Here is a 26,388-nt window from a genome sequence, read left to right as displayed (position 1 = left end):
CAGTTGGAGGACCCGACGCTAGAGGTCGATATTTTCGTAACCGACGTGGTGATGCCGGGGATGGATGGTCCGAGTTGGGTGCGTCAGGCGCTGAGAGCCCGCCCGAATGTCAGGGTGATTTTTGTGTCGGGCTATGCCGAAGAGGCAGTTTTAGAGGGGCAGGCCCGGATTCCAAATTCGACATTCTTGCCGAAGCCGTTTTCGCTTAGCGATCTGACAGCAACAGTGCAGGGACAGCTGCACTAAAGTCGCCGAATCTGTTGGCGAATTTACCGCTAAGATAAATGTTCTGTACCTGTTCTTTGGTAATGCTTCGTTAATCATGTTGCGGGATGCTGAGTTTGCGGGCATTTCGATTGCAATGTTCTCGCTTTACCCCCATATAGGGTAAACAAATACAGAACATCTTGGGCGATTGCCGCCTGAAGACAAGCGTGGGATAAGGACGAGCAATGGCAACGGCAGCGGCAAATCTGATCGAGTTGAACGGGAAGCGCGATATGGACAAGGCAAAGGCGCTGGAAAGCGCTCTGGCACAGATTGAACGGCAGTTCGGCAAGGGCTCGATTATGAAGCTCGGCCAGAACAATCCGGTGATGGAGATCGCGGCAACCTCGACGGGTTCGCTGGGGCTGGACATTGCTTTGGGCATTGGCGGTTTGCCGCAAGGCCGGATTATTGAGATTTACGGCCCGGAAAGCTCGGGCAAGACCACGCTGACACTGCATGTGGTGGCAGAGGCGCAGAAAAAAGGCGGCGTTTGCGCCTTTGTTGACGCGGAACACGCGCTTGATCCGCAATACGCCAAAAAGCTGGGCGTTGATCTGGATGAGTTGCTGATCAGCCAACCCGATACTGGTGAACAAGCATTGGAAATCGTCGATACCCTGGTGCGCTCGGGTGCAGTCAGCTTGATCGTGGTGGATTCGGTGGCGGCACTGGTGCCGAAATCGGAAATCGAAGGCGATATGGGCGACATGCAGATGGGCAGCCAAGCGCGTCTGATGTCTCAGGCCATGCGCAAGCTGACCGGCAGTATCGGCAAATCGAACTGCATGGTGATTTTCATCAACCAAATCCGGATGAAAATCGGCGTGATGTTTGGTAGCCCGGAAACCACAACGGGCGGCAACGCCCTGAAATTCTACGCGAGCGTGCGGCTTGATATCCGCCGCATCGGCGCGATCAAGGACCGTGACGAAGTTGTCGGCAACGCAACGCGGGTCAAGGTGGTGAAGAACAAAGTTTCACCTCCGTTCAAGGAAGTCGAATTCGACATCATGTATGGCGAGGGGATTTCCAAGGTCGGTGAGCTTGTCGATATCGGCGTGAAGGCCGGCGTGGTGGAGAAATCCGGCAGCTGGTATTCCTACAAGGATGAGCGGATCGGGCAGGGGCGTGAGAATGCCAAATCCTTCCTAAAGCAAAACCCGGCGATGGCGCTCGATATCGAGGACCAAATTCGTGCGGCCAATGGGCTAGACTTCTCGGTAAAATCAGACGCCGGACCAGTGTTGGAAGACTGATATTGGTTGGATGGGGTCAGACATAGATCTCGCAAATATCAGGGCCGGAAACGTCAAGTTTCCGGCCTTTTCGCATCGGCAGTGGACAGCCCGGACGCTGCCAGATAAACGGGGCGGAACCAAAGTTATTCCGCTTTTTGGAGGCCCAAGCCTATGGCTTCGTTGAACGACATCCGCTCGACATATCTCGATTTTTTCGTGCGCAATGGCCACAAACGGGTGGACAGCTCGCCGCTTGTGCCGCGCAACGACCCGACATTGATGTTCGCCAACTCGGGCATGGTGCAGTTCAAAAATTGCTTCACCGGGGTAGAAACGCGCGACTATAAACGTGCGACGACGGCGCAAAAATGCGTGCGCGCAGGCGGTAAGCACAACGATCTGGATAACGTCGGCTACACCGCGCGGCACCATACGTTTTTCGAGATGCTGGGCAACTTCAGTTTCGGTGACTACTTCAAGGACCAAGCCATTGCATTTGCTTGGGAATTGCTGACCAAAGACTTTGGGCTCAACAAAGACAAGTTGCTGGTGACGGTTTACCATACCGATGATGAAGCGGCCTCAATCTGGAAAAAGGTCGCAGGGTTGTCGGATGACAAAATCATTCGCATTCCGACCGACGACAATTTTTGGCGGATGGGACCGACAGGGCCGTGCGGGCCATGCACCGAGATTTTCTATGATCATGGCGACCATATATGGGGCGGGCCTCCGGGTAGCGCCGAGGAAGATGGCGACCGCTATATTGAGATCTGGAACAACGTGTTCATGCAGAACGAGCAACTCGCCGATGGCACAATGCGCCCGCTTGACATGCAGTCGATTGATACCGGCATGGGGTTGGAGCGGATTGGCGCGCTGCTGCAAGGCAAACATGACAATTATGACACCGATCTGATGCGGGCGCTGATTGAAGCGTCTGCACATGCGACCAACACCGACCCGGATGGCCCCGGCAAAACCAGTCACCGGGTAATCGCCGACCACTTGCGCTCTACTTCGTTCCTGATTGCCGATGGGGTGATGCCAAGCAATGAGGGTCGCGGTTATGTTTTGCGGCGCATAATGCGGCGGGCGATGCGGCATTTACATATGCTCGGTGCGCAAGATCCGGTCATGCACCGGCTGGTTCCTGCCTTGGTGCGGCAAATGGGGGCAGCTTATCCAGAGCTTACACGCGCGCAAAGTCTGATCGAAGAGACCCAACTGCTAGAGGAAACGCGCTTCAAAACCACGCTGGATCGCGGGCTGCGGCTGTTGAATGATGAGCTGGAGCGTTTGCCGCAAGGCGATGCGCTGCCCGGCAACGTCGCGTTCAAGTTATACGACACCTACGGTTTTCCGCTTGATTTGACGCAAGATGTGCTGCGCGAGCAAGAGCGTGCGGTTGATGTGGCGGGCTTTGATGCGGCCATGCAAGAACAAAAGACCAAGGCGCGCGCGGCTTGGTCGGGGGCTGGCGGAACCGCGGATGCCAAGATCTGGTTCGAAATCGCAGAGGCGCATAACCCGACTGAGTTCTTGGGTTATGACACCGAAACGGCCGAAGCCCAGATTGATGCGCTGGTGCGCGATGGTGCGCTGATTGGGGCTGCGGAGGCGGGGTCATCGGTGCAGATCATGGTAAACCAGACGCCGTTTTACGCTGAAAGCGGCGGTCAGGTCGGTGACACCGGGCTGATCCGCACGGCGACGGGTTTGGCCGAAGTCACCGATACCCGCAAGGCCGCCGGGGTGTTTATTCATATCGCGACAGTGCTGGAGGGCACAATTTTGCGCGGCCAACCGGCCAAACTCGAGGTTTCGCACAGCCGCCGCTCTGCAATTCGCGCCAATCACTCAGCGACGCATTTGCTGCATGAGGCGTTGCGGCGCGCTTTGGGCGACCACGTGGCACAGCGTGGCTCTTTGAACGCCTCGGATCGTCTGCGATTTGACTTCAGCCATTCGGCCGCGATGTCAGAGGCTGAGCAAATGAGCGTCGAAGCAGAAGTCAATGAATTCATTCGACAAAACTCCGTCGTTGACACTCGGATTATGACGCCAGATGACGCGCGGGCTTTGGGTGCGCAGGCACTGTTCGGAGAGAAATACGGTGATGAAGTGCGGGTTGTCTCCATGGGCAATCTGGATGGCTCGGGCAAGGGCAGCGATGGGCGAACCTATTCGTTGGAGCTTTGCGGCGGCACGCATGTGGCCCGCACTGGCGATATTGGCGCGTTTGTGCTGCTGGCGGACAGCGCTTCGTCTTCGGGCGTGCGCCGGATTGAGGCTTTGACCGGCCAAGCCGCACTGGATCATTTGCGCGCGCAAGATCAACGCTTAGCAGCGGTGGCTTTGGCGCTGAAGACGCATCCGGGCGATGTTTTGGAACGAGTCAAAGCCTTGCAAGACGAGCGTCGCAGCTTGGCGAATGAAGTGGCGCAGTTGCGGCGTGAGCTTGCGATGGGCGGTAAGGCTGGTGGTCCGGAAGTCAAGGAAATCAATGGGGTACGGCTGATTGCTCAGGTACTTACCGGTGTTTCTGGCAAGGATTTGCCTGGCCTGATCGACGAGATGAAGGCACAGATCGGGTCTGGTGCGATTGTTTTGATCGCAGATACCGGTGCGAAACCTGCGGTGGCGGCAGGCGTGACGGCGGATCTGACGTCGCGGATTTCGGCGGTGACTTTGGCTAAAGCGGCGGTTGAGGCGTTGGGCGGTAAGGGCGGAGGCGGGCGTCCAGATATGGCGCAGGGTGGCGGCGCGGATATCGCATTGGCCGAGGCCGCGATTGCTGCGGTTCATGCCGCGTTGGGGGTGTAATATGGCAACGGCTCTTTGGATTGCGCATGTTGAGGTCATCGACGCCGAGGCTTATGGCAGATACGCCGCGCTGGCAGGCCCAGTCCTCGCATCATTCGGCGGAGAATTCTTAGCAAGATCAGGGCGTTATGTTCAGCTTGAGGGCAATGACCGCGCGCGTAATGTTGTGGCGCGCTTCCCCAGTGTTGAGGCTGCGGTGGATTGCTATCATTCCTCAGCCTACCAAGCCGCATTGCAACATGCCAAGGGCGCATCGCATCGCGATTTGGTAGTGGTGGAAGAGCTGGGCGCGTAAACTTTCTATCTCAAGGTTTATGCAAATAAAGCTGCACTGGCTTGGTTTTGTGGTATGTTTTCCGCAAGAGGCCAGTCAGGTTCACAAGAGTGAGGGCAGTTTATGTGCCGTTGGGCAGCTTATGCGGGCGCGCCGATCTTTTTAGATGAGATTATCAGCCGTCCGGGGCATTCGTTGATCCACCAAAGTCATGGTGCGACCCAGTGCCATTCCACCATCAATGCCGATGGGTTTGGCGTGGCTTGGTATGGTGATCGGCCGGAGCCGGGGCTTTACCGTGACGTGATGCCGGCGTGGAGCGATCCCAATTTGCGCAGTCTGACGGCTCAGGTGAAATCCGGGCTGTTTTTGGCGCATGTGCGGGCCTCGACCGGGACGGCGACCAGCCGCAATAATTGCCATCCCTTCGTGCATGGAGTGTGGTCATTCATGCACAACGGCCAGGTTGGCGGCTATGATCAGTTCCGTCGCGATGCGGATATGATGATTCCCGACAGTTTGTATGCGGCACGAAAGGGCGCGACCGATTCTGAGGCATTGTTTTTGGTGGCGCTGGCGGAGGGTTTGGACAATGATCCGCGCGGCGCTTTGGAACGCGCTTCGGCCAAGTTTATAGCGGTCGCTTTGGCGAAGGGCGCGGCGCCGCATCTGCGGATGACTGCGGCCCTGTCGGACGGCAAGCGGCTTTACGCGGTGCGTTATGCCACTGATACCGCCGCACCGAGCCTCTATTATCGCTGGTCGGACTCGCGCGGCGGGATGGCCGTGGTATCGGAACCGTTGGAGGCAGGGGAGGACGGCTGGTACGAGATCGCCTCGAACACATTTTGTACTTTTGACGGGGCCGATGTGAAAGTAGAAGCGTTCACGCCGTGTCGGTTGGTCACGCAGTATTTGGCGGAGGCCAAGTCAGTCGCGGCTGAATAAGGCAAGGCTATTTGATTTTGCCGCTTGCTACCAAGTCTGCCAATATGTGATTAGGCACGGTGCAAGGCGCATCATAATTTCGATAGTAATCCATATCCTTAAAACCCTCCCTCTTAACGCCGGACGCTGTGCCGCGCGTCATTTTGACTGTCTGAAAGTATTCAAGACTTTGAATCTGGTAGTGATTGAGATGGAACCGATCATTGGCCGATACGGTTCGCGATGAATCGGCACCAAAAACCCGATGAACCCCCATTGTTTTTGCTGATTTTATAACAGAGGTGCGGCAGAGATATTTGAAGCCGATTTGCGCAAAGGTCCGAGGCTCGCAAAGAGTGAACGCTTGTCTGATGCTGGCCGGATGCTCAATAAGCCCACTGCTGCCGAAGATCCGCCAATTGACGTAAATGACATCCATTTATGAAAATCGGGCAATTGCTCAGCAATGGTTTCGCCGGAAGGACAGAACCAGAACTCATCCAGGTCGGCAACTAGCAGCCATTGGCATTTCTTGCCGATCTGCAATTCCTTAAAAGCTGACCAATAATGTTGGGTTTGGCGATGGCGCTTTGGATATTGCACGAGTTCGACAACACCTTTTGCGACCCAAGCCTCGGCTTTACTTACGGTGTTATCAGTGCTGCCGTTGTCGATGAGGAAAATCTTTCCAGCGCCCATCGAGATATAATGCTGAACCCATTCATCAATGTTCATGGCTTCATTCTTCATGATGGCAAGCACACCCAACTTATGATCGTGCCCGCTGAAGTGTTCTCGCTTAGCGCGCCGACGCAGCACGCGGGCGTTGTTCCATGCTTTGACTTTGCGCTTGAGCTTTGAAAACAAGACGAAAATCCCCATTATTAATCGTCAAAAATACACGCAGGAATGGAAAACTGCAACCTTTAGCGGACAAAGCGGGTTGCTTCGAAAGCTTACTTGATCTTTCCGCTTGCCACCAGATCAGCCAGAAGATGATTTGGCATCGTGCAGGGTGCGTCGAACCGCTGGAAATATTCCATATTTCTGACCGAGGTTTCGCTATGCGATGACGCATTGCCGCGGGTCATTTTTACATCTCGGAAGAATTCCAAGCTTTGCACAACGTAGTGATTGAGGTTGAACCGCTCGTTATCCGATACGGTTCGCTCGGAGCGCGCACCTGTTACCGCGTGGATTTCCAAACTTTGGCGCGATTTTACCACCGAGGTTCGACAGATGTACTTTCTCTCAGTGTGGAAATAAAGCGTGGGGGCGCTTAGGGTGAAGGCTTGGCGTATGCTGGCGGGATGTTTGTCGACGCCGTTATTACCAAAGTTGCGCCAATTGGCATAAATCACGTCATAAGCGCGGAAATCGCGCAGCTGCTCGACAATTGTTTCACCACAGGGGCAGAACCAAAACTCATCAAGGTCAGCAACCAATAGCCATTGGCATCGTTGAGCGATTTTGAAATGCTTGAACGCTGCCCAGTAATGCTTTTTCTGGTAATGCCGTTCGGGGTATTGCACCAATTCAACAACGCCCTTGTCGATCCAAATCTGCGCTTTCGCAAGGGTATCGTCGGTGCTGCCATTGTCGATCAGGAATATTTTTCCAGCACCCATTGAGACGTAATGTTGCACCCATTCGTCAATATTCATTGCCTCATTTTTCATAATACCGAGAACACCGAGGACGTGGTCGTACTGCGAGTGCGTTTCACGATCTTCCCGGTGGCGCGAGATGCGTTGGCGGTTCCAAGTCTGGATTTTACTTTTTAATGTGTTTAGCAAAACGACATCCCATGTTAGCGGTCGATGTGTAACGTCCCGGCCAGTTTGGCTGCGTCAACTAATGGCGTACAAGCGCCCGTTGCAGACTATTTGATCTTCCCGCTTGCGACCAAGTCAGCCAGAAGACGATCTGACGTTGTGCACGGCGCGTCGTGGTTCTCAAAATACTGCATATGACGCACGGTGTCATTCGCAGATTTTGCGGCCGAGCCACGGGTCATTTTGACGGTTTGAAAGAACTCAAGGCTTTGAATCGGATAGTGATTCAGATGAAATCGCTCATTGTCAGAGACGGTGCGCTCTGACCGCGCGCCGTAAACGTTGTGCAGGCCTAGGGTTTGCGCCGATTTGACCACCGAAGTGCGGCACAGGTATTTGTGGACCGAGTGAGGATGCAGCTTCGGCGCCCGCATGGTGAAGCCCTGGCGAATGCTGGCGGGGTGCTGCTTTAGTCCGCTGCTGCCAAACATCAGCCAATTTGCGTAAATTACGTCAAACTTATGAAACAACGGCAGCTGCGCTGCGATGGTTTCCCCTGATGGGCAGAACCAAAATTCGTCTAGATCGGCGACCAGAAGCCACTGGCATTTGCGCGCTATTTTTAACCGTTTGAACGCGGTCCAATAGTGCTGGCGTTGGCGATGGCACTTGGGATATTCCACCAGCTCTACCACGCCTTTGGTCACCCAAGCTTGCGCCTTGCTGACAGTGTCATCGGTGCTGCCGTTGTCGATCAGGAAGATTTTGCCAGCACCCATCGAGACGTAGTGCTGCACCCATTCGTCGAGGTTGATCGACTCGTTCTTCATAATCCCAAGCACGCCGAGGATGAAATCGTGCCCGCTTTCGGTTTCACGCTTGACGCGAAGCCGTTCGATCCGGCTGCGATTCCACATGCGAAGCTTGTCTTGCAAATTGGTCAGCACGCGCATCTTCCCGCAAATTCTGCTTGGGGTTTTACATCTGAAGCAGAGCGGTGCAACTACTTTCGCAACCAAGATCACCGAATGAAAAAACCCGCCTCTCGGCGGGTTTTCGTATCAAGCGGAGCGCGCGTTGCGCTTGCGGTCGTTCGGATCGAGGTAGCGTTTGCGCATCCGCACCGATTTTGGGGTGACTTCGACCAGTTCGTCATCGTCGATATAGGCGATGCACTGTTCCAGCGAGAGTTTGACCGGAGTGGTCAGGCGGACGGCTTCGTCGGTGCCGGAAGCCCGCACGTTGGTCAGCTGTTTGCCCTTCAGTGGGTTCACTTCCAGATCGTTGTCGCGGGAGTGTTCGCCGATGATCATGCCGGTGTAGACGGGTTCTTGCACGCCGATGAAGAAGTGGCCGCGATCTTCCAGTTTCCACATCGCATAGGCGACCGAAATCCCCGATTCCATCGAGATCAACACGCCCTGACGACGGCCCTCAATCGGGCCCTTGTGCGGAGCCCAATCGTGGAAGACGCGGTTAAGCACGCCTGTGCCGCGGGTGTCGGTCATAAACTGACCGTGATAACCGATCAGGCCGCGCGACGGCACATGCGCGATAATGCGGGTTTTGCCAACGCCTGCGGGTTTCATCTCAACCAGATCGCCCTTGCGGGGGCCGGTCAGTTTTTCGATCACAGCGCCAGTGTATTCGTCATCAACGTCGATAGTGACTTCTTCAATCGGCTCGGATTTCACGCCGTCGATGTCTTGGAACAACACGCGCGGGCGGCTGATCGAAAGCTCAAAGCCTTCACGGCGCATGTTTTCGATCAACACGCCCATTTGCAATTCGCCACGACCGGCAACCTCAAAGGCGTCGCCGCCGGGGGTGTCGGTGACTTTGATCGCGACGTTGATCTCGGCTTCTTTCATCAGACGTTCGCGGATGATACGCGACTGAACTTTCGAGCCTTCTTTGCCAGCCAGCGGGCTGTCATTGATGCCGAAAGTGATCGAAATCGTTGGCGGATCAATCGGTTGTGCCGGAATCGCGGTTTCGACTTCAAGCGCACAAAGCGTATCAGCCACGGTGGCTTTGGTCATGCCGGACAGGGTAACAATGTCGCCAGCCTCTGCAGCATCAATAGGCGTCATCACCAGACCACGGTAGGCGAGGACTTTCGAGACGCGGAATTGTTCGATCTTGCTGCCGTCGCGCGCCAAGGCTTTGATGGTTTCGCCAGCGCGCAAAGTGCCAGCCTCAACCCGACCAGTCAGAATACGGCCGATGAAGGGGTCAGCCGACAGCGTGGTCGCCAGCATTTGGAAAGGTTCTGCGCGGCGTTTGATCTGCGCGGGTTCCGGGACGTGCTTGATCACCAGCTCATAGAGCGCGTTCAGATCTTTGCGCGGGCCATCGAGTTCGACATCCGCCCAGCCGGAACGCCCCGACGCGTAAAGCACCGGGAAGTCGAGTTGGTCGTCATCTGCGCCGAGGTTGGCGAACAGATCGAAGACTTCGTTCAGGGCGCGCGAAGGTTCGGCGTCGTGCTTGTCAACTTTGTTCAAGACCACGATCGGGCGCAGGCCCAGAGCTAAGGCTTTCGCGGTGACGAATTTGGTTTGCGGCATCGGGCCTTCAGCGGCGTCAACCAGCAGAACAACGCCGTCAACCATGCTCAGGATACGCTCCACTTCGCCACCAAAGTCGGCGTGGCCGGGGGTGTCGACGATGTTGATGCGCGCGCCGCCCCATTCAAGGCTGGTGCATTTCGCAAGGATGGTGATGCCACGCTCGCGTTCAATGTCGTTGCTGTCCATCGCGCGTTCGGCGACGGCTTGGTTGTCGCGGAACGAACCGGACTGTTTCAGCAGTTCGTCGACGAGGGTGGTCTTGCCATGGTCGACGTGTGCGATAATGGCGATGTTGCGAAGCTCCATCGGGGAGGTCTCTTTCTTTTGTCAGCTTTGGCGCGGCGATAGCCTAGATAGGCCGGAAAGGCCAGAGGAACCTTGTCAGGTTGCGATGTATCGGTCGCGGCGGTGGTTGATTGCGAGGAACAGGTTGAAAATTGCGGCTCCAAGGAAGGACCAGAGCAGCAGGTTGAGCGGAATTATCAAAGCGGCGACGGCGAACAAGACGAGGTCAAACAGCAGCTGCGCATAGCCCGCCGGGAAGCCGGAGCGGTCCTGTAGCCATAGCCACAGCACCGAAATGCCGCCAAAGCTGCCGCCGTGACGCACCACGGCGAGGGCTGCGATGCCGAACAGACTGCCGTAGAGGATCGCGGCAAAAGCGGGGTCGATGCGCTGGAAACTGATCCACTGTGGCAGAATGGCGGTGGTGAGTGACAGCAGCGTGACGCAGAGCAGGGTTTTCAGCGCAAACTCGTGGCCCATGCGTTTGTAGGCGAGCAGCATGAATGGCAGAGAAATCAGGAAATATGCCAGTGAGAACGACATGCCGGTGGTGTAACTGATCAGCGCCGCGACGCCTGCGGTTTGGCCAGCCACGAAGCCCATGAATGTCAGGATATGGATGCCAACCGCCGCCATGCAGACGCCAAAGGCGATGCCTTGGATGTCTTCGATGGCGGAGTGCTCGGCGGCTTGGCTCATCCTGCAGGTGTAGCATTTAGGCGTGATGTAAGTCAATAAAGCTGACCTATTGATCGCGAGAGTAGAAGGCCCGGAACAATCGCCCGGGCCTTGGTCGATCAGCCTTGCAGGGCTTTGTTCAGATATTCATCGACTTTTTCGAGATAACCCATCGTGGTCAGCCATTTCTGATCGGGGCCGACCAGCAGCGCGAGGTCTTTGGTCATCCAGCCATCTTCGACCGCATCAACTGTGACTTTTTCCAGCGTGGCGGCAAAGCGCATCAGTTGTTCATTGCTGTCGAGTTTGGCGCGGTGCTTCAGACCGCCGGTCCAGGCGAAGATCGAGGCGATCGAATTGGTCGAGGTCGCCTTGCCCTTCTGATGCTCACGGTAATGCCGGGTGACGGTGCCGTGGGCGGCTTCAGCCTCGACCGTTTTGCCATCCGGCGTCATCAGGATCGAGGTCATCAGGCCCAAGGAGCCAAAGCCTTGCGCCACGGTATCGGACTGCACATCGCCGTCGTAGTTCTTGCAAGCCCAGACATAGCCGCCCGACCATTTCATCGCAGACGCCACCATATCGTCAATCAGGCGATGTTCGTAGTGGATGCCGGCGGCTTTGAATTGGTCTTCAAATTCCTCGGCATAGACTTTTGCGAAGATGTCTTTGAAGCGGCCATCATAGGCTTTCAGGATAGTATTCTTGGTCGACAAATACACCGGCCAGCCTTTGAGCAGGCCGTAGTTGAACGACGAACGCGCGAAGTCGTGGATAGAGTCGTCAAGGTTATACATGCCCATGTAGACGCCCGAGGACGGCGCTTGATAGACTTCTTTTTCAATAACAGTGCCATCGTCACCGACGAATTTCATCGTCAGTTTGCCTGCGCCGGGGAAGCGGAAATCGGTGGCTTTATACTGATCGCCGAACGCGTGACGGCCGACCACGATGGGCTTGGTCCAGCCGGGGACCAGACGGGGGACGTTCTTGCAGATGATCGGCTCGCGGAAGATCACGCCGCCGAGGATGTTGCGGATGGTGCCGTTGGGCGATTTCCACATTTGTTTGAGGTTAAACTCCTCAACCCGCTGCTCATCCGGGGTGATCGTGGCGCATTTGACGCCGACACCGTATTTCTGGATCGCAAGCGCCGAGTCGATGGTGATCTGGTCATTGGTGCGATCACGCTCCTCGATGCCGAGGTCGTAATATTTCAGATCAATGTCGAGGTAGGGCAGGATCAGCTTTTGCTTGATAAAATCCCAGATGATCCGGGTCATCTCGTCGCCGTCGAGCTCGACGACGGGGTTCGCTACCTTAATCTTGGTCATGTCGGCCCCTTATGGTTGGTTGTGCTTGTGCAGGGTTTAGGTGAAAATCGTGTGAAAGGGAAGATGGTATGCGATGGTATACCGCGCGGGGTGGATTTAGTTTGGCGTGTTTGCAAATGGGATTGCAACGATTTGGAACGTGTCCTCAAACACAATGTAGCCGGGCTGAGTGGATTTTAGAACAGTTACCGGAAAGCCAAATTGCTCAATTATAGCTGCCGCATCAAACGCTTTTGCAATGTGTTTGGATGCTTCTGGGCGGAACCAAGACAAACCTACTCCGTTTCGATTGACCATATTTTTCTTGGACGTAGACCGATTAAACGCGGTCGGTTCATCAAGATTTGCATCGAACCAATCCAGCAGGAGGCGCAGTTCTTTGACGGCAAACTCCGGCGTTTCCGCACCGCGCCAAACCGAATAGCAGGTCTGGAAAAAACCTTCTCGGCGGCCGTCATGTTTAGAAACGCGTTCAGTGACAAAGCGCAGATACATCGCTTAGCGGAAAAAGCGGTGCGTCTTTTCGCGCACCCATTCCCATAGCCTAGGCGCGCCTTTGGCTATCTTGCTTCCGACGCGGGATTCCAACTGCTCCGCTGTGACGCTGTAGGTGATCCAGGTGCCGCCGCCGGATTGTAAGTTGGCCATCACGGGTTGCACACGGTCTAGGGATTTGGCGAAGATGGCGTCGGGGGTTTCGGCGGCTTCGAACTCTTCCCAGATCGCGCGAAGGTCATCGCGTAGGTCATTGGGGAGGAGGCCGAATATCCGATCAGCGGCGCGGGATTCGGCGGCTTGGGTATCGGTGGAGGCGTGGGCTAGGCCGCCCGCAGAGTGGATTGGCACGTCACCGACGTCTATTTCTACCAGATCGTGGACTAGTAGCATCTTGATGACGCGGTTAATATCCACGCCGGGGGCGGCTTGGTCGGCTAGGATCAGTGCGTAAAGCGCGAGGTGCCACGAGTGTTCGCCTGAGTTTTCTCGCCGCGAGCCATCACACAGGGTCGTGGCGCGGAGCACGGATTTCAGACGATCAGCCTCGTTTAGAAACGCAAATTGCGCTTCCAGACGCGTGCCATCGGATTTGGCGCTCAATGGCTGCTCGGCATATGGGGCCCGGGCGGTGGGGCGGTGCCTTCGCGTTTGGCTTTCAGCAAGGCGTCGATATATTTACGCCCGCGCTGTTCAGCGACGCGGACGCGGTAGGCGGTCAAAAATGCTTCTTGCATGGTGGGCGAGGCGTCCAGCAGCACTTTGGACACCTTATCGGGCAGGCGGTGGTCGTCGAGTTCTTCCATGGCTGCGATCACGTCGCGGGCGAGTGCATCGCCCATGTCCTCGACGACGCCCATTTAGCGAGTCACTTCGGTAAGACGGCGCTTCACATAGCTGGAAACCGTGTTGATCATCGGCTTCATATGCGCCTCCTCGTCTTTGAAGAAGTGATCGGCACCCTCTATCTGCGTGTGGGTGATGGTGATGCCTTTTTGCTCGTGCAGTTTGTTCACAAGGTTGGTGGTATCTTTCGGCGGCGCTACCTTGTCGGCGGTGCCGTTGATGATGAGGCCAGAAGCCGGGCAGGGTGCCAAGAAGCTGAAATCATAGAGGTTCGCTGGCGGGGCCACCGAGATAAAACCGGTGATCTCGGGGCGGCGCATCAGCAGTTGCATACCAATCCACGCACCGAACGAAAAGCCTGCGACCCAGCAATGCTTGGCGTTTTGGTTCATGGATTGCAGGTAATCGAGGGCAGATGCCGCATCGGAAAGCTCTCCAATGCCCATGTCATACTCGCCTTGGCTGCGACCGACGCCGCGGAAGTTGAACCGCATCACGGTGAAGCCAAGGTTGTAGAACGCGTAGTGCAGGTTGTAGACAACCTTGTTATTCATCGTGCCGCCATACGCCGGGTGCGGATGCAGCACGATAGCAATTGGTGCATCACGCTCTTTTTGCGGATGGTAACGGGCTTCGAGGCGGCCTTCTGGGCCGGCGAATATAACTTCGGGCATGTAAGCTCCGTGCCTGTTTTCTGAACGAATTGTTGACGAATTCGCTCAGAGATACTAGAACCATTCTAAAGCGGCAAAACCGCTCATGGACTGGGGTTGAGTTAAGCGGACGAACCCCCGGCGTCAATGGAAAGTCACGCAATTGAGTGGGTACTGCGCATGAAACTATCGACCAAGGGGCGTTATGCGATGGTGGCGCTGTGCGATCTGGCGCTGGCTGAGGTCAAAGGTGGTGGCGAATTGACCTCACTGGCGGCGATTGCCAAGCGGCAGGATCTGTCGCTGCCGTATCTTGAGCAACTGTTCGTCAAGCTGCGCAGGGCCGGTTTGGTCGCGGCGGTGCGGGGACCAGGTGGCGGTTATAGGTTGGCGCGCAGTGCGGATTCCATTCGGATTTCTGAGGTGATGGAAGCGGTTGAGGAAAACGTCGATGCAATGCATTCGGGGGCCGGGGCTTCGGGCGGCGTGTCTGGTAGCCGTGCGCAAAGCCTGACCAATCGGCTTTGGGAGGGACTTTCCGCCAATGTCTATGTGTTTTTGCACCAAACCCGGCTGTCGGATGTGATTGGCAACGTGATGACGCCGTGCCCTGCGGTGCCCGCGCTGTTTCGGGTGGTGGATGAAGTGGTTGATGTATGAGCCGTATTTACCTCGACTGGAACGCCACGACACCGCTGCGACCTGAGGCTCGCGCCGCTATGATTGCGGCGATGGATGTGCTGGGCAATCCGTCGTCGGTTCATGCTGAGGGGCGGGCGGCGAAGGCGTTGATGGAACGCTCGCGTGGCAATATAGCCGCCGCGTTGGGGGCCGAGGGGGCGGATATTGTGTTCACCTCTGGGGCGACGGAGGCTGCGGCTTTGGCTTGTGCGGGGCGCGGTTTGATCTGCGCGGATGTGGAGCATGAGGCGGTTTCGGCTTGGTGTGATGCCAGTTTGACGGTGGATTCGGATGGCCGCGTGACGGTGCCAGATCCAGGCCGCACGGCGCTGCAGCTGGCGAATTCGGAAACCGGGGTGGTGCAGGATTTGCCCAGCGGTTTGGCGGTTTCCGATCTGACGCAGGGCTTTGGCAAGCTGCCGTTGGCGTTTAACTGGCTCGGCTGTGACATGGGGCTGGTGTCGGCGCATAAGCTGGGCGGGCCGAAGGGCATCGGCGCCTTGGTGGTGCGGCGCGGGCTCGATGTGGCCTCGCAGTTGAAAGGCGGCGGGCAAGAGATGGGGCGGCGGGCTGGGACCGAAAATCTGATCGGTATCGCAGGTTTTGCGGCCGCGGCAGAGGCTGCTGCGCGTGATCTGGCCGACGGCGCATGGGATCGGGTGGCCGAAATTAGAAATATTCTAGATTCAGCATTGTCCGCCTTGGAGTTTGGCATTATTTCAGTCGGGAATAGGGCGAAACGCCTACCGAACACGCTGAACTTGATCGCCCCCGGTTGGAAGGGTGAGACGCAGGTGATGGCGATGGATCTGGCGGGTTTTGCGGTCTCTGCGGGGTCGGCGTGTTCGAGCGGCAAGGTGCGCGCCAGTCGGGTGCTGAAAGCGATGGGGTTTGATGAGATTGAAGCTGGTCAGGCGATCCGCGTCTCACTCGGGCCCGATGTGACGGAAGACCAAGTGCTGCGCTTTGCCGAGGCATGGGCGCGCGACTACAAACGGATACGTTCGCGCGTCGCGTGAACTTCAGGCGGTAACGCCTTGGGATATAAGGAATACGACGATGACCGATTTGGATCTGGAAGTGCGCGACGGGGTAGATCGTGAGACGATTGAAACCGTTCATGCGATGTCTGGCACCTATAAATACGGATGGTCGACGGAAATTGAGATGGATTACGCGCCGAAGGGTGTGTCGGAAGATATTGTCCGGTTGATTTCTGCGAAGAATGAAGAACCGGAATGGATGCTGGAATGGCGTCTGACCGCCTATCGTCGCTGGGTGCAGATGGAAGAACCGCATTGGGCGATGCTGAACTATCCCAAGATCGACTACCAGGACCAGTATTATTACGCCAAACCGAAGAGCATGGCGATTAAGCCGAAGTCTTTGGATGACGTTGATCCGAAGATATTGGCCACATACAAAAAGCTTGGTATCCCTTTGAAAGAGCAGCTTATTCTGGCTGGCGTCGAAGGTGCTGAGACGATGGGTGAGCGTAAGGTTGCGGTCGATGCAGTGTTCGATTCCGTCTCGGTAGGCACCACGTTCAAGGCGGAACTGGCGAAAGCCGGGGTGATTTTCTGCTCGATTTCGGAAGCGATCAAAGAACACCCGGAGCTGGTGAAGCAGTACATCGGCTCGGTGGTGCCGCAGTCGGATAACTTCTTTGCGACGTTGAATTCGGCGGTGTTTTCGGTTGGCTGGTTTGTCTATATCCCACCCGGTACCCGCTGCCCGTTGGAGCTTTCGACCTATTTTCGCATCAATGCCGAGAATACCGGGCAGTTTGAACGCACCCTGATCATTGCCGATAAAGGCAGCTATGTCAGCTACTTGGAGGGCTGCACTGCACCAAAACGGGACACCAATCAGCTGCACGCGGCGGTGGTGGAACTGGTTATTTTGGAAGACGCCGAGGTGAAATACTCGACGGTGCAAAACTGGTATCCGGGCGACGAAAACGGGCTTGGCGGCATCTATAACTTCGTGACCAAACGCGCCGATTGCCGGGGTGACCGGGCAAAGGTGATGTGGACTCAAGTTGAGACGGGTTCGGCGATCACTTGGAAATATCCGTCCTGCATCCTGCGCGGCGATGACAGCCAAGGCGAGTTTTACTCGATCGCGATTGCCAATAATGCACAGCAAGCCGACACTGGCACTAAGATGGTGCATTTGGGCAAGCGCACTAAATCTCGTATCGTTTCCAAAGGGATATCGGCGGGCAGGGCGCAGAATACCTATCGCGGTTTGGTGTCAATGCACCCGAAAGCCACCGACAGCCGCAATTATACCCAGTGCGACAGCCTGCTGATCGGCGACAAATGCGGCGCGCATACCGTGCCGTATATCGAGGTTCGCAACAACTCCAGCCGGGTCGAGCATGAGGCAACCACCAGCAAAGTTGACGAAGATCAGTTGTTCTATTGCCGCTCGCGCGGGATGGATGAGGAAGAAGCAGTTGCGTTGGTGGTGAACGGCTTCTGCAAGGAAGTATTGCAGGCTTTGCCGATGGAGTTTGCCATGGAAGCGCAAAGTCTGGTGGCAATTTCCTTGGAAGGTTCGGTGGGCTAAGTGGCTGACGATCAAGCCTTTTCGCGTCCTGTCGTTACCTTGCCGCCTGACGAAGAAGCGGCGGTGCGACGGTACTTTGCGCAGGCTGACACCATCTTGGAATACGGCTCGGGCGGCTCGACTGTGATTGCCGCAGAGCTGCCGGGGAAGCTGATTTTCTCGGTGGAAAGCGATGTGAAGTGGCTGGCCGACATGCGGGGTTATTTCGCGGCCAACCCGGCAGCGTCGCCGGTGGTGATGCACCATGGCAAGATCGGGAGGACGCGGACTTGGGGCTTTCCGGAAAATGAGGAACAGTTCAGGAAATGGCCGCAATATCCGTTATCGGTCTGGGACTTACCGGGGTTTGTTCATCCCGATGTGGTGCTGATTGACGGTCGTTTTCGCCCAGCGTGCTTTCTGTCGGTATTGTTCAAAATCACTCGCCCAATAACGGTCTTGTGGGACGATTATATCGACCGACCGCCGTATCACGAGGTCGAAACTCTGGTCAAACCGGTCGAGATGATCGGTCGCATGGCGCGTTTTGAGATCACTCCGACACCCATTCCGGCCGATCGGCTGCTGTGGATCTTGCAAACCTATCTGCGCGCCCATTGACGCGCCTGCGTAAAGGACAAAAAAATGCTGGAAATCAATAACCTGCATGTGAAACTTGAAGACGAAGACAAAGTGATTTTGCGCGGTGTTAACCTCTCGATCGGAGCAGGCGAAGTTCATGCGATCATGGGGCCGAATGGCTCTGGAAAATCGACGCTGTCTTACGTGCTGTCGGGCCGCGATGGTTATGCTGTCACCGAGGGTTCGGCGAAGCTGGAGGGCGCGGAATTGCTCGAGATGGAGCCCGAAGCGCGCGCTGCGGCGGGGCTGTTTTTAGCCTTCCAGTATCCGGTGGAAATCCCCGGCGTCGGCAATATGACCTTTTTGCGCACGGCGGTGAATGCGCAGCGGAAAGCTCGAGGTGAAGTCGAAATTTCGGCCGGCGATTTCTTGAAGCTGGTGCGTGAGAAAGCGAAAACGCTCAAAATCGACGCTGAGATGCTCAAGAGACCCGTCAACGTGGGCTTCTCGGGTGGCGAGAAAAAGCGCAACGAAATCCTGCAAATGGCGATGCTGGAACCGAAAATGTGCATCTTGGATGAGACCGATTCCGGGCTTGATGTGGATGCGATGAAGTTGGTGGCCGAGGGGGTTAATGCGCTGCGTGGGGCAGGGCGATCATTCCTGGTTATCACGCATTATCAACGGCTTCTCGACCATATCAAACCTGATTTCGTGCATATAATGGCGGCTGGCCGCATTATCAAAACTGGGGGGCCGGACCTCGCGCTTGAGGTCGAAAATAATGGCTACGCCGGGCTGCTGGGTGAGGGCGTTTGATGGCTGTGCTGCAATCAAAGCATAATACGCTTCAGGTCCGGATTGCCGGCTTACGCTTTGAGCCACAGGGTTGGCTTGGTGCTCTGCGGGCTGACGCACTCGCGCGTCTGACGGCGATGGGGATGCCCGGCCGGCGCGATGAATACTGGCGCTACACCAATCCCGCTGGCTTGATCGCGGTAGATGTGGCTGCGGTCAGCTTGTTTGATCCAGGTGATGAGCCGCCGCCTTTTGACGGCATTGACCGACTGAAGATCGTCTTTGTAGACGGCGTTTTTGACGCCGCGCAATCCGATAATTTCGCGCTCGAAGGCGTTCAGGTTGAGCGACTGGCTGTGGCGGAGCAGGCTGATATTCATTGGGCAACGGCGCTTTATGGCGTGCTCGAATCCCGCGGCCAGACCCCGGTGCAGCGGCCCCTGGCTGCTTTGAATTCGGCTTTCGCTACCGATGGGGTGCTCGTCCGCGTAACTGGCAAGCCATCTAAGCCGATATCGCTGATTTATCAGCACAATTCAAAGACTTCCGACGTTGTCTTACACCACTGCATCAAGGTGGAGAGCGGCGCAGAAGTGACCTTGCTGGAAAATGGCCCGGCTGCCGCGCGGTTCAGTCACGTGATGGAAGTCGATATCGCGGATGGCGGGAGGTTGCACCACATTCGTGCGCAGGGTCGGGCGCATCAACGTCAAGCGGCGACACATCTGTTTGCCCGGATCGGCAATCACGCGGCTTTCAAATCGTTCACGCTGACTGCCAATGGCCGCCTCACCCGAAATGAGGCTGTGCTGGAGCTTTTGGGTTCGGATTCCGTGGCTCACATCGCCGGTGCGGCCTTGGGTGACGGCGATTTTCACCATGATGACACGGTGTTTATCACTCATGCTGGCGCGCGCTGTGAAAGCCGTCAGGTGTTCAAAAAGGTGCTGAAAAACGGTGCCACTGGCGTGTTTCAAGGTAAAATATTGGTTAAACAGGGCGCGCAAAAGACCGACGGTTATCAGATCAGTCAGGCGCTTATGCTGGATGGCGAAAGTCAGTTTCTCGCCAAGCCCGAGCTCGAGATTTACGCCGATGACGTAAAATGTAGCCACGGTTCGACCTCGGGCGCGATTGACGAGACAGCGCTTTTCTACCTGCGATCGCGTGGGGTGCCGCGTCGGGCGGCGCAATCCTTGTTGGTTTTGGCGTTTCTGGCCGAGGCAATCACCGAGATTGAGGATGAGGCGATTTCCGAAGACATCCGGCAGCGCTTACAAAGCTGGCTCGAACGTCACGAGCATTAAATGGCGGTGACAACAGACATCGTGCAGGCGTGGTGGCGACCGAAGACGGTGATCGCCCGGCATCTGCAGCGGCCAAAGTCAGAGCCGTTTGCGCTCAGTCTGCTGGTGGCGTTTCTGCTGCTCGCTTTCGTGTCGCTGTGGCCGGCTTTGTCGCGGCAGGCCGTGCTGCAACCGGAAGTACCGATGGTGCAACGGCTGGTCGCAGCGGGATTGGCACTGCTTGCGTCAATCCCGTTTTGGTATCTGTTGGCGGCGCTAAGCCGTTGGACAGCGGAGATATTTGGCGGACAGGGTAGTTATTACTCGGCACGGATGGCACTGTTCTCGGCGCTGTTGGCCGTCGCTCCGGGTCTGCTTTTGCAAGGGCTGGTTGCGGGGATGATCGGCCCCGGTCGCCAGTTCGATTTGGTGGTGATACTGGTCGGGCTTGGATTTTTGTGGATTTGGATTTCGATGTTGGTGGAGGCAGAGCGTGGCGATGCAGGCTGAATTAACGCTGCTGTTGCAGCAGACCGTGCAAAGCCCGCGGGTGGCGGCGCGCAACCTGTTGGATCGCAATTTACCGGTAGGCACCGCTTGGCTGGCAATTTCATTGATGGCGGCGCTTTCGGCCTGCCTGACCGGGGTTTCGGTACTGGCCGCGCCGGAACAAATTGAGCCTAACATATTGGTTCTATTTCACAATCCGTTGCAAGTGGCTTTGCTGCAAGCTGCGGTCATGGTGGTGATGGCGATGCTGATCCAGGGCGTCGGGAGAGTTTTCGGCGGGGCCGGGCGCTTTGCAGATGCGCTGCTGTTGGTCGCCTGGACCGAAGCAATATTGTGCGTGTTGCAGCTCGCGCAGATCGTCTTGGTGGTCGTTTCACCGGGCATCGCTGCCGCATTGGGCCTGTTCGGCTTGGTGATGTTCGTCTGGGTTCTCGCCAATTTTATCGCGGAAATGCACGGCTTTGCCTCGGCTGGCAAGGTTCTATTCGGCATCATCGGCACGGTTTTCGCAATGGCTTTTATGCTGGCGATTGTGACTGTCGCTCTGATGGAAATGAAAGGCTGATCGATGTACGATATCGTAAAAATTCGCGGCGATTTCCCGATTTTGTCCAGGCAAGTCAACGGCAAGCCGCTGGTATATCTCGACAATGGTGCGTCAGCGCAAAAGCCGCAGGTGGTGATTGACGCGATGAATCAGGCGTATTCTATGGAATATGCGAATGTTCATAGGGGGTTGCACTACCTTTCTAACCTAGCGACAGATAAGTACGAGTCTACACGCGGCAAGATTGCGCGCTTTCTGAACGCCCCGTCCGAAAACGAGATTGTCTTCACCACGGGGACAACAGAGGGCATTAACCTCATCTCTTACGCCTGGGCTGCGCCGCGTTTCGAGGCTGGAGATGAGATTGTGCTGTCGATAATGGAGCATCACGCCAACATCGTGCCGTGGCATTTTCTGCGCGAACGGTTGGGTGTGGTGCTGAAATGGGTTGAGGTTGACGCGAACGGCGATCTTGATCCGCAAGCCGTGCTGAACGCAATTACACCTCGGACCAAGTTGATCGCAATTAGCCATATGTCCAACGTGTTAGGCACCATTGTTGATGTAACGGCAGTCTGCCGCGGCGCTCAGGCGATGGGGGTGCCGGTGTTGGTGGACGGCAGCCAAGCTGCGGTTCATATGCCTGTCGATGTGCAGGCGATTGGCTGTGATTTTTATGCCATCACCGGACATAAGCTATATGGACCAAGTGGTTCTGGAGCGATCTTCATCAAAGCTGATCGCTTGGCAGAGATGCGCCCGTTCATTGGTGGCGGCGATATGATCCGCGAAGTGACACGTGACAGCGTGACCTATGCCGATGCCCCGATGAAGTTTGAAGCTGGCACGCCGGGCATTGTGCAGCAGATCGGTATGGGCGTTGCGCTGGATTACATGACTGGCCTTGGCATGGCGAACATCGCGGCACATGAGCGTAGTTTGCGCGATTATGCCCGTGCCAAACTGGCCGGATTGAATTGGCTGACTGTGCAGGGCACGTCGGAAACCAAGGCGGCTATTTTCTCTTTTACGCTCCAAGGTCAAGCACATGCGCATGATATCTCAACTGTGCTGGATAAGCGCGGTATTGCCGTGCGGGCGGGTACACATTGCGCAATGCCGTTGATGCAGCATTTTGGCCTCGGCGCTACGTGTCGCGCTTCGTTCGGGCTTTATAACACCCATGCAGAGGTCGATGCTCTGATCTCGGCTTTGGAGCTTTGCCACGAACTTTTCGGCTGATTTCGCGTTGCAGGCAGCGCTTGCAGGCGTTATAGCAATCGAGAGGCACCCATAGCTCAGCTGGATAGAGTGTCGCCCTCCGAAGGCGAAGGTCGCACGTTCGAATCGTGCTGGGTGCACCATTTCTTTGATATCGAAATTGATCGCGCGACAGGGAAGCGTATCTGTTGCTGAGTGGCGTATGGCGTAAATCTTATAATCAATATTATGTAATATACGAGCCATACTGGGGCTGGACCAAGCCACATAAATCACGCTATGACGCGGCAACTTACCGGAGATTGGGCACCAAATGACCTTCAGCCGTCAGATCAAGATTGCGCCGTCTATCCTTGCGGCGGACTTTGCGAACTTTGGCGCGGAGTGTCGCGCTATTGAGGCTCAGGGTGCAGACTGGGTGCATGTGGATGTGATGGACGGGCATTTTGTGCCGAACATTACGTTCGGTCCTGCGATGTGTGCGGCGATCCGGCCGCATATCAAGGGCTTCATGGATGTGCATTTGATGATCGCTCCGGTCGATGCGTATATCGAGGCGTTTGCTGAGGCTGGTGCCGATCTGATTTCGGCGCATCTCGAGGCTGGTCCGCACATTCACCGTACGCTGCAAGCCATTCGTGCGACCGGGAAAAAGGTTGGGTTGGCGATCAATCCTGGCACCGGAATTGACGCTGTGGCGCATTTGCTGGACATGGTCGATATGGTCTGCGTGATGACGGTAAATCCGGGGTTTGGGGGGCAGAAATTCATTCATTCGCAGCTGGATAAGGTGCGGTCGTTGCGCAAGATGATTGGCGATCGGCCTATCCATATTGAGATCGATGGCGGCGTGACGGTTGAGACTGCTCCGCTGGTTGTTGCGGCTGGGGCTGATGTTTTGGTGGCGGGTTCGGCGGTTTTCAAAGGCGGCTCGGTGGATAATCCGGCGCCATATGGGGTTAATATTTCGGCACTGCGGGCTGCTGCAAATTCGGCGCTTTGAGCCGTGCCACCTGCCCCACATTCTATCTTAATTTGAAGCGGTTTCGGGCGTAGAATCGCGCCTATTGAGCCCTGAAAACGCTAGGTTTACTTTTGATATTTGGCAGATTTGCGGTGTATGGAAAGCGGCCATTAATGGCCCATTTTTAGGCCATACGATTTGCCATAGATTTGAGCGTTAACCATAGCTGAAAATAGCCCGCTGAAATAGCAAAAGGGCCGGTGTTGCCACCAGCCCCCTGCCCTATAATAGCGTCAGAAGATTAGGCCGAAACCATCTTCGCAACTTCTGCTGCGAAATCTTCTTCTTTCTTCTCGATGCCTTCGCCAACGCCCATACGAACGAAGCCGAGGATTTCAACGCCGGCTTGCTTTGCAGCTTCAGCGACGGTGATTTCTGGGTTCATCACGAACATCTGGCCCATCAGGGTGTTCTCAGCCAAGAATTTCTTCATACGGCCGGGAATGATGTTGTTCTGGATCACAGCGTCAGGCTTTGGCTTCGACGAGGCGGCGTTTTCTTCCAGCGCTTTGCTGGTTTGAACGGCCAATTCGCGCTCTACCACAACCGGATCGAGATCGGCTTCGGACAATGCGAGCGGGTTGGTTGCGGCCACGTGCATCGCGACCTGCTTGGCGAAGGTGTGCTCGCTGCCTTTGATCGCCACCAGAACGCCGATGCGGCCAAGGCCGTCAGCAACCGAGTTGTGCACGTAATGCGCAACGTGATCGCCTTCAATCGAGGCCATGCGACGCAGGTTCATGTTTTCGCCGATGGTGGCGACGGCTTCGGAGATGACGATGTGAACCGGCTGACCGGCGAGGTCGGCGTTTTTCAGCTCTTCAACATTATGCGCACGGAAAGCGGTTTTGGTGATGGCATGAACCATCGCTTGGAAGTCAGCGTTTTTGCCAACGAAGTCGGTTTCCGAGTTGATCTCAATTGCCACGCCACGGCCGCCCGAAACGGCGACGCCAACGAGGCCCTCAGCGGCGACACGGTCAGCTTTTTTGGCGGCTTTCGCGAGGCCCTTGGTGCGCAGCCAATCGACGGCGGCTTCCATATTGCCTTCGGTTTCAACCAAAGCTTTTTTCGCGTCCATCATGCCTGCGCCGGTGCTGTCGCGCAGTTCTTTAACCATTTGAGCGGTTACGGTCATGTTCAGTCTCCTGAAATTCAAGAAATGAGTGCGGCGGGAACCGGGCCTAAACCCATATCCCCGCCGTGTGTCAGTCGCGTAACTGCCGATTAGGCGTCAACAGCGATAGCTTCTTCTTCCGGTGCGGTTTCCAAAGCGCCGAGGTCGATGCCAGCAGCGCCCATTTGCGCCGACATGCCATCGAGAGCAGCTTTAGCAATCAGCTCGCAATAAAGCTGGATCGCACGCGCGGCGTCGTCGTTGCCGGGGATCACGTGGGTGACGCCTTTGGGCGAGTTGTTGGTGTCAACGATACCAACGACCGGGATGCCGAGCTTTGTGGCTTCCAAGATCGCGAGATCTTCTTTGCCAACATCAACGACGACGATCAGATCAGGGGTGCCGCCCATTTCGCGGATGCCGCCAAGCGAGGCTTGCAGCTTGGACTGGTCGCGTTCCATCATCAAACGCTCTTTCTTGGTCAGACCTTCGCCGCCTGCGCCCAAGAGTTCGTCGATGGTTTTCAGACGCGCGATCGACTGGGAAACGGTTTTCCAGTTGGTCAGCGTGCCACCGAGCCAGCGGTGGTTCATGTAGAATTGTGCGCAACGCTCAGCGGCCTCTGCGACGGGCTTTTGCGCCTGACGTTTGGTGCCGACGAACAAGATACGGCCGCCTTTGGCGACGGTATCACGCACGACTTTCAGCGCCGCGTCCAACAAAGGCACGGTTTGCGTCAGGTCGAGAATGTGGATGCCATTGCGGTCGCCGTAGATATACGGGCCCATTTTGGGGTTCCAGCGTGCGGTCTGGTGGCCGTAGTGAACGCCTGCTTCAAGCAGCTGACGCATGGTGAACTCTGGAAGAGCCATGTCTTATTCCTTTTCCGGTTTCAATCCTCGGCGAAGCTGTCTCAGACCTTGAGGGTCCAACCGGCGGACTTTGCGGGATTTCTCCCCGCATAGCCCAAGCCTCACCTGTGAAGTGAGGGGGCTTTAGCCGAGGGGGGGCAGATATGCAAGCGCGATCCGGGCCGAATGCGCAAAAACCGGGCGTGAAGGGCGTTGGGTGTTAAGCCAAGCTTCACATGGCTTGCATAAACCTTGCTTAACACGGGCAAACTGGCTTTGCTCGGTGAAATGCCCAAAGGAACGCAGATGGAACAAGTGGATATGTTGGTGATTGGCTCTGGGCCTGCGGGGCGCAGGGCTGCGGTGCAATCGGCCAAGCTGGGCAAGTCGGTGCTGGTGGTGGATAAGGGGCGCCGGTTGGGCGGGGTTTCGGTGCATACCGGCACGATCCCGTCGAAAACCCTGCGCGAGACGGTGCTGAACCTGTCGGGCTGGCGTGAGCGTGGGTTTTATGGCCGCGGCTACCGGGTTAAGAAGGATATTCAGGCGATTGATCTGGTGGAGCGGCTGCATAAGACTCTCGATCACGAGGTTGAGGTGTTACAGCACCAGTTCATGCGCAACACGGTGCAGAGCATCTTCGCCACCGCGCGGTTTATCAATGCCAATCAGGTGGAGTTGACCACTGACGCGGGCGAGGTCAGTCAGGTTGGCTTCAAGCACGCGCTGATCGCGGTTGGCACCCGGCCGCATCGGCCCGATAACGTGCCGTTTGATAAACTCCGGGTGTTTGACAGCGATGAGTTTCTGGAGCTGGAGCGTATTCCGCGCAGTTTGACGGTGATTGGTGGCGGGGTTATCGGCGTCGAATATGCCACGATCTATTCGGCTTTGGACGTGCCGGTGACGCTGATTGAGACGCGGGACACCATTCTCGATTTCGTGGACCGTGAGATTGTTGACGATTTCATCCATCAGATGCGCGAACGCGGCATGAGCATTAGGTTAGGCTCGGCCGTCAAAGATATTGCCTCGGGTCCGGGT

The 26,388-nt window shown here is 56.3% G+C and carries 28 protein-coding genes and 1 tRNA gene; 17 read left to right on the top strand and 12 right to left on the bottom strand.

Annotation, left to right across the window (positions count from 1 at the left end):
• The 5 genes from JWS10_RS06715 to JWS10_RS06695 form a co-directional block, all read left to right on the top strand.
• A partial coding sequence (locus tag JWS10_RS06715; RefSeq protein WP_299505691.1) for a response regulator occupies positions 1 to 246 on the top strand: 246 nt, incomplete at its 5' end.
• 206 nt (positions 247 to 452) lie between these two features.
• The gene (gene recA / locus JWS10_RS06710; protein WP_299477161.1) at positions 453 to 1,526 is read left to right on the top strand and encodes a recombinase RecA; all 1,074 of its coding nucleotides are present in this window, start codon (positions 453 to 455) and stop codon (positions 1,524 to 1,526) included.
• 153 nt (positions 1,527 to 1,679) lie between these two features.
• Positions 1,680 to 4,334 (top strand): alanine--tRNA ligase, encoded by a 2,655-nt coding sequence (alaS, locus tag JWS10_RS06705; RefSeq protein WP_299505689.1) that lies wholly within the window; start codon positions 1,680 to 1,682, stop codon positions 4,332 to 4,334.
• 1 nt (position 4,335) lies between these two features.
• Positions 4,336 to 4,629: a DUF1330 domain-containing protein gene (locus JWS10_RS06700; RefSeq protein ID WP_299505687.1), complete on the top strand. Its 294-nt coding sequence runs from the start codon at positions 4,336 to 4,338 to the stop codon at positions 4,627 to 4,629.
• A gap of 102 nt (positions 4,630 to 4,731) precedes the next feature.
• The gene (locus JWS10_RS06695; protein WP_299505685.1) at positions 4,732 to 5,556 is read left to right on the top strand and encodes a class II glutamine amidotransferase; all 825 of its coding nucleotides are present in this window, start codon (positions 4,732 to 4,734) and stop codon (positions 5,554 to 5,556) included.
• A gap of 270 nt (positions 5,557 to 5,826) precedes the next feature.
• Here the strand turns inward: JWS10_RS06695 and JWS10_RS06690 are convergent, their stop codons facing one another.
• The 10 genes from JWS10_RS06690 to JWS10_RS06645 all read right to left on the bottom strand — a co-directional run bounded on the left by JWS10_RS06690 (position 5,827) and on the right by JWS10_RS06645 (position 14,195).
• Positions 5,827 to 6,417: a glycosyltransferase family 2 protein gene (locus JWS10_RS06690; protein ID WP_299505683.1), complete on the bottom strand. Its 591-nt coding sequence runs from the start codon at positions 6,415 to 6,417 to the stop codon at positions 5,827 to 5,829.
• Between the two features lie 74 nt (positions 6,418 to 6,491).
• Entirely contained in the window at positions 6,492 to 7,331 is an 840-nt protein-coding gene (locus JWS10_RS06685; RefSeq protein WP_299505681.1) for a glycosyltransferase family 2 protein, read from the bottom strand.
• 86 nt (positions 7,332 to 7,417) lie between these two features.
• The gene (locus JWS10_RS06680) at positions 7,418 to 8,257 is read right to left on the bottom strand and encodes a glycosyltransferase family 2 protein (protein ID WP_299505680.1); all 840 of its coding nucleotides are present in this window, start codon (positions 8,255 to 8,257) and stop codon (positions 7,418 to 7,420) included.
• 114 nt (positions 8,258 to 8,371) lie between these two features.
• Positions 8,372 to 10,189: a translational GTPase TypA gene (gene typA, locus JWS10_RS06675; protein ID WP_299477147.1), complete on the bottom strand. Its 1,818-nt coding sequence runs from the start codon at positions 10,187 to 10,189 to the stop codon at positions 8,372 to 8,374.
• 75 nt (positions 10,190 to 10,264) lie between these two features.
• Complete coding sequence (locus tag JWS10_RS06670) at positions 10,265 to 10,867, bottom strand: YitT family protein (protein WP_299505678.1); 603 nt, start codon at positions 10,865 to 10,867, stop codon at positions 10,265 to 10,267.
• 98 nt (positions 10,868 to 10,965) lie between these two features.
• Positions 10,966 to 12,180 (bottom strand): NADP-dependent isocitrate dehydrogenase, encoded by a 1,215-nt coding sequence (locus JWS10_RS06665; protein WP_299505676.1) that lies wholly within the window; start codon positions 12,178 to 12,180, stop codon positions 10,966 to 10,968.
• 96 nt (positions 12,181 to 12,276) lie between these two features.
• A complete protein-coding gene (locus tag JWS10_RS06660; RefSeq protein WP_299477143.1) occupies positions 12,277 to 12,675 on the bottom strand; it encodes a hypothetical protein in 399 nt (132 codons plus the stop codon).
• A gap of 3 nt (positions 12,676 to 12,678) precedes the next feature.
• The gene (locus JWS10_RS06655) at positions 12,679 to 13,278 is read right to left on the bottom strand and encodes an HD family hydrolase (protein ID WP_299505674.1); all 600 of its coding nucleotides are present in this window, start codon (positions 13,276 to 13,278) and stop codon (positions 12,679 to 12,681) included.
• Positions 13,275 to 13,535 carry a hypothetical protein gene (locus JWS10_RS06650; RefSeq protein ID WP_299477139.1) on the bottom strand — a complete coding sequence of 87 codons (261 nt, stop codon included), beginning with the start codon at positions 13,533 to 13,535 and terminating at the stop codon, positions 13,275 to 13,277. Before JWS10_RS06650 ends, JWS10_RS06655 begins: the two co-directional genes overlap by 4 nt.
• Positions 13,536 to 14,195 (bottom strand): alpha/beta hydrolase, encoded by a 660-nt coding sequence (locus JWS10_RS06645; protein WP_299477137.1) that lies wholly within the window; start codon positions 14,193 to 14,195, stop codon positions 13,536 to 13,538.
• 159 nt (positions 14,196 to 14,354) lie between these two features.
• On the opposite strand from JWS10_RS06645, the gene JWS10_RS06640 reads away from it, so the two are divergent.
• From JWS10_RS06640 to rpe, 11 genes are all read left to right on the top strand, one after another.
• Positions 14,355 to 14,834, top strand: coding sequence for an Rrf2 family transcriptional regulator (locus JWS10_RS06640; RefSeq protein WP_299483032.1), 480 nt, complete (start codon positions 14,355 to 14,357; stop codon positions 14,832 to 14,834).
• Complete coding sequence (locus JWS10_RS06635) at positions 14,831 to 15,874, top strand: aminotransferase class V-fold PLP-dependent enzyme (RefSeq protein WP_299505672.1); 1,044 nt, start codon at positions 14,831 to 14,833, stop codon at positions 15,872 to 15,874. Before JWS10_RS06640 ends, JWS10_RS06635 begins: the two co-directional genes overlap by 4 nt.
• 40 nt (positions 15,875 to 15,914) lie before the next feature.
• Positions 15,915 to 17,429, top strand: a complete 1,515-nt coding sequence (gene sufB, locus JWS10_RS06630; RefSeq protein ID WP_299505671.1) for a Fe-S cluster assembly protein SufB — start codon at positions 15,915 to 15,917, stop codon at positions 17,427 to 17,429.
• Positions 17,430 to 18,029, top strand: a complete 600-nt coding sequence (locus JWS10_RS06625; RefSeq protein ID WP_299505668.1) for a hypothetical protein — start codon at positions 17,430 to 17,432, stop codon at positions 18,027 to 18,029.
• A gap of 24 nt (positions 18,030 to 18,053) precedes the next feature.
• A complete protein-coding gene (gene sufC, locus JWS10_RS06620) occupies positions 18,054 to 18,809 on the top strand; it encodes a Fe-S cluster assembly ATPase SufC (RefSeq protein ID WP_299505666.1) in 756 nt (251 codons plus the stop codon).
• Positions 18,809 to 20,095: a Fe-S cluster assembly protein SufD gene (sufD, locus tag JWS10_RS06615; RefSeq protein ID WP_299505665.1), complete on the top strand. Its 1,287-nt coding sequence runs from the start codon at positions 18,809 to 18,811 to the stop codon at positions 20,093 to 20,095. Before sufC ends, sufD begins: the two co-directional genes overlap by 1 nt.
• Positions 20,096 to 20,584, top strand: a complete 489-nt coding sequence (locus JWS10_RS06610; RefSeq protein ID WP_299505663.1) for a YIP1 family protein — start codon at positions 20,096 to 20,098, stop codon at positions 20,582 to 20,584.
• Positions 20,574 to 21,149 carry a Yip1 family protein gene (locus JWS10_RS06605; protein ID WP_299505661.1) on the top strand — a complete coding sequence of 192 codons (576 nt, stop codon included), beginning with the start codon at positions 20,574 to 20,576 and terminating at the stop codon, positions 21,147 to 21,149. Before JWS10_RS06610 ends, JWS10_RS06605 begins: the two co-directional genes overlap by 11 nt.
• Before the next feature lie 3 nt (positions 21,150 to 21,152).
• Positions 21,153 to 22,373, top strand: a complete 1,221-nt coding sequence (locus JWS10_RS06600) for a cysteine desulfurase (protein ID WP_299505659.1) — start codon at positions 21,153 to 21,155, stop codon at positions 22,371 to 22,373.
• Between the two features lie 45 nt (positions 22,374 to 22,418).
• Positions 22,419 to 22,495: transfer RNA gene (locus JWS10_RS06595), tRNA-Arg, on the top strand.
• Positions 22,496 to 22,665: 170 nt separating this feature from the next.
• Positions 22,666 to 23,355 (top strand): ribulose-phosphate 3-epimerase, encoded by a 690-nt coding sequence (gene rpe / locus JWS10_RS06590; RefSeq protein ID WP_299505657.1) that lies wholly within the window; start codon positions 22,666 to 22,668, stop codon positions 23,353 to 23,355.
• A 262-nt stretch (positions 23,356 to 23,617) separates the two neighbouring features.
• On the opposite strand, the gene tsf is transcribed toward rpe, so the two are convergent.
• Together tsf and rpsB are read right to left on the bottom strand one after the other, a co-directional pair.
• Entirely contained in the window at positions 23,618 to 24,514 is an 897-nt protein-coding gene (tsf, locus tag JWS10_RS06585; protein WP_299505655.1) for a translation elongation factor Ts, read from the bottom strand.
• A gap of 89 nt (positions 24,515 to 24,603) precedes the next feature.
• On the bottom strand, positions 24,604 to 25,365 hold the full coding sequence (gene rpsB, locus JWS10_RS06580; protein WP_299477071.1) for a 30S ribosomal protein S2: 762 nt from the start codon (positions 25,363 to 25,365) through the stop codon (positions 24,604 to 24,606).
• 285 nt (positions 25,366 to 25,650) lie between these two features.
• Here rpsB and JWS10_RS06575 point away from each other — a divergent pair.
• On the top strand, positions 25,651 to 26,388 hold a 738-nt coding region (locus tag JWS10_RS06575; RefSeq protein ID WP_299505653.1), incomplete at its 3' end, for an FAD-dependent oxidoreductase.

Source organism: Cypionkella sp., from assembly GCF_028290025.1.
Lineage (GTDB): Bacteria > Pseudomonadota > Alphaproteobacteria > Rhodobacterales > Rhodobacteraceae > Cypionkella.
The sequence above is the reverse complement of the archived record's forward strand: the minus strand, read 5'-3'. Positions and strand labels throughout refer to the sequence as shown.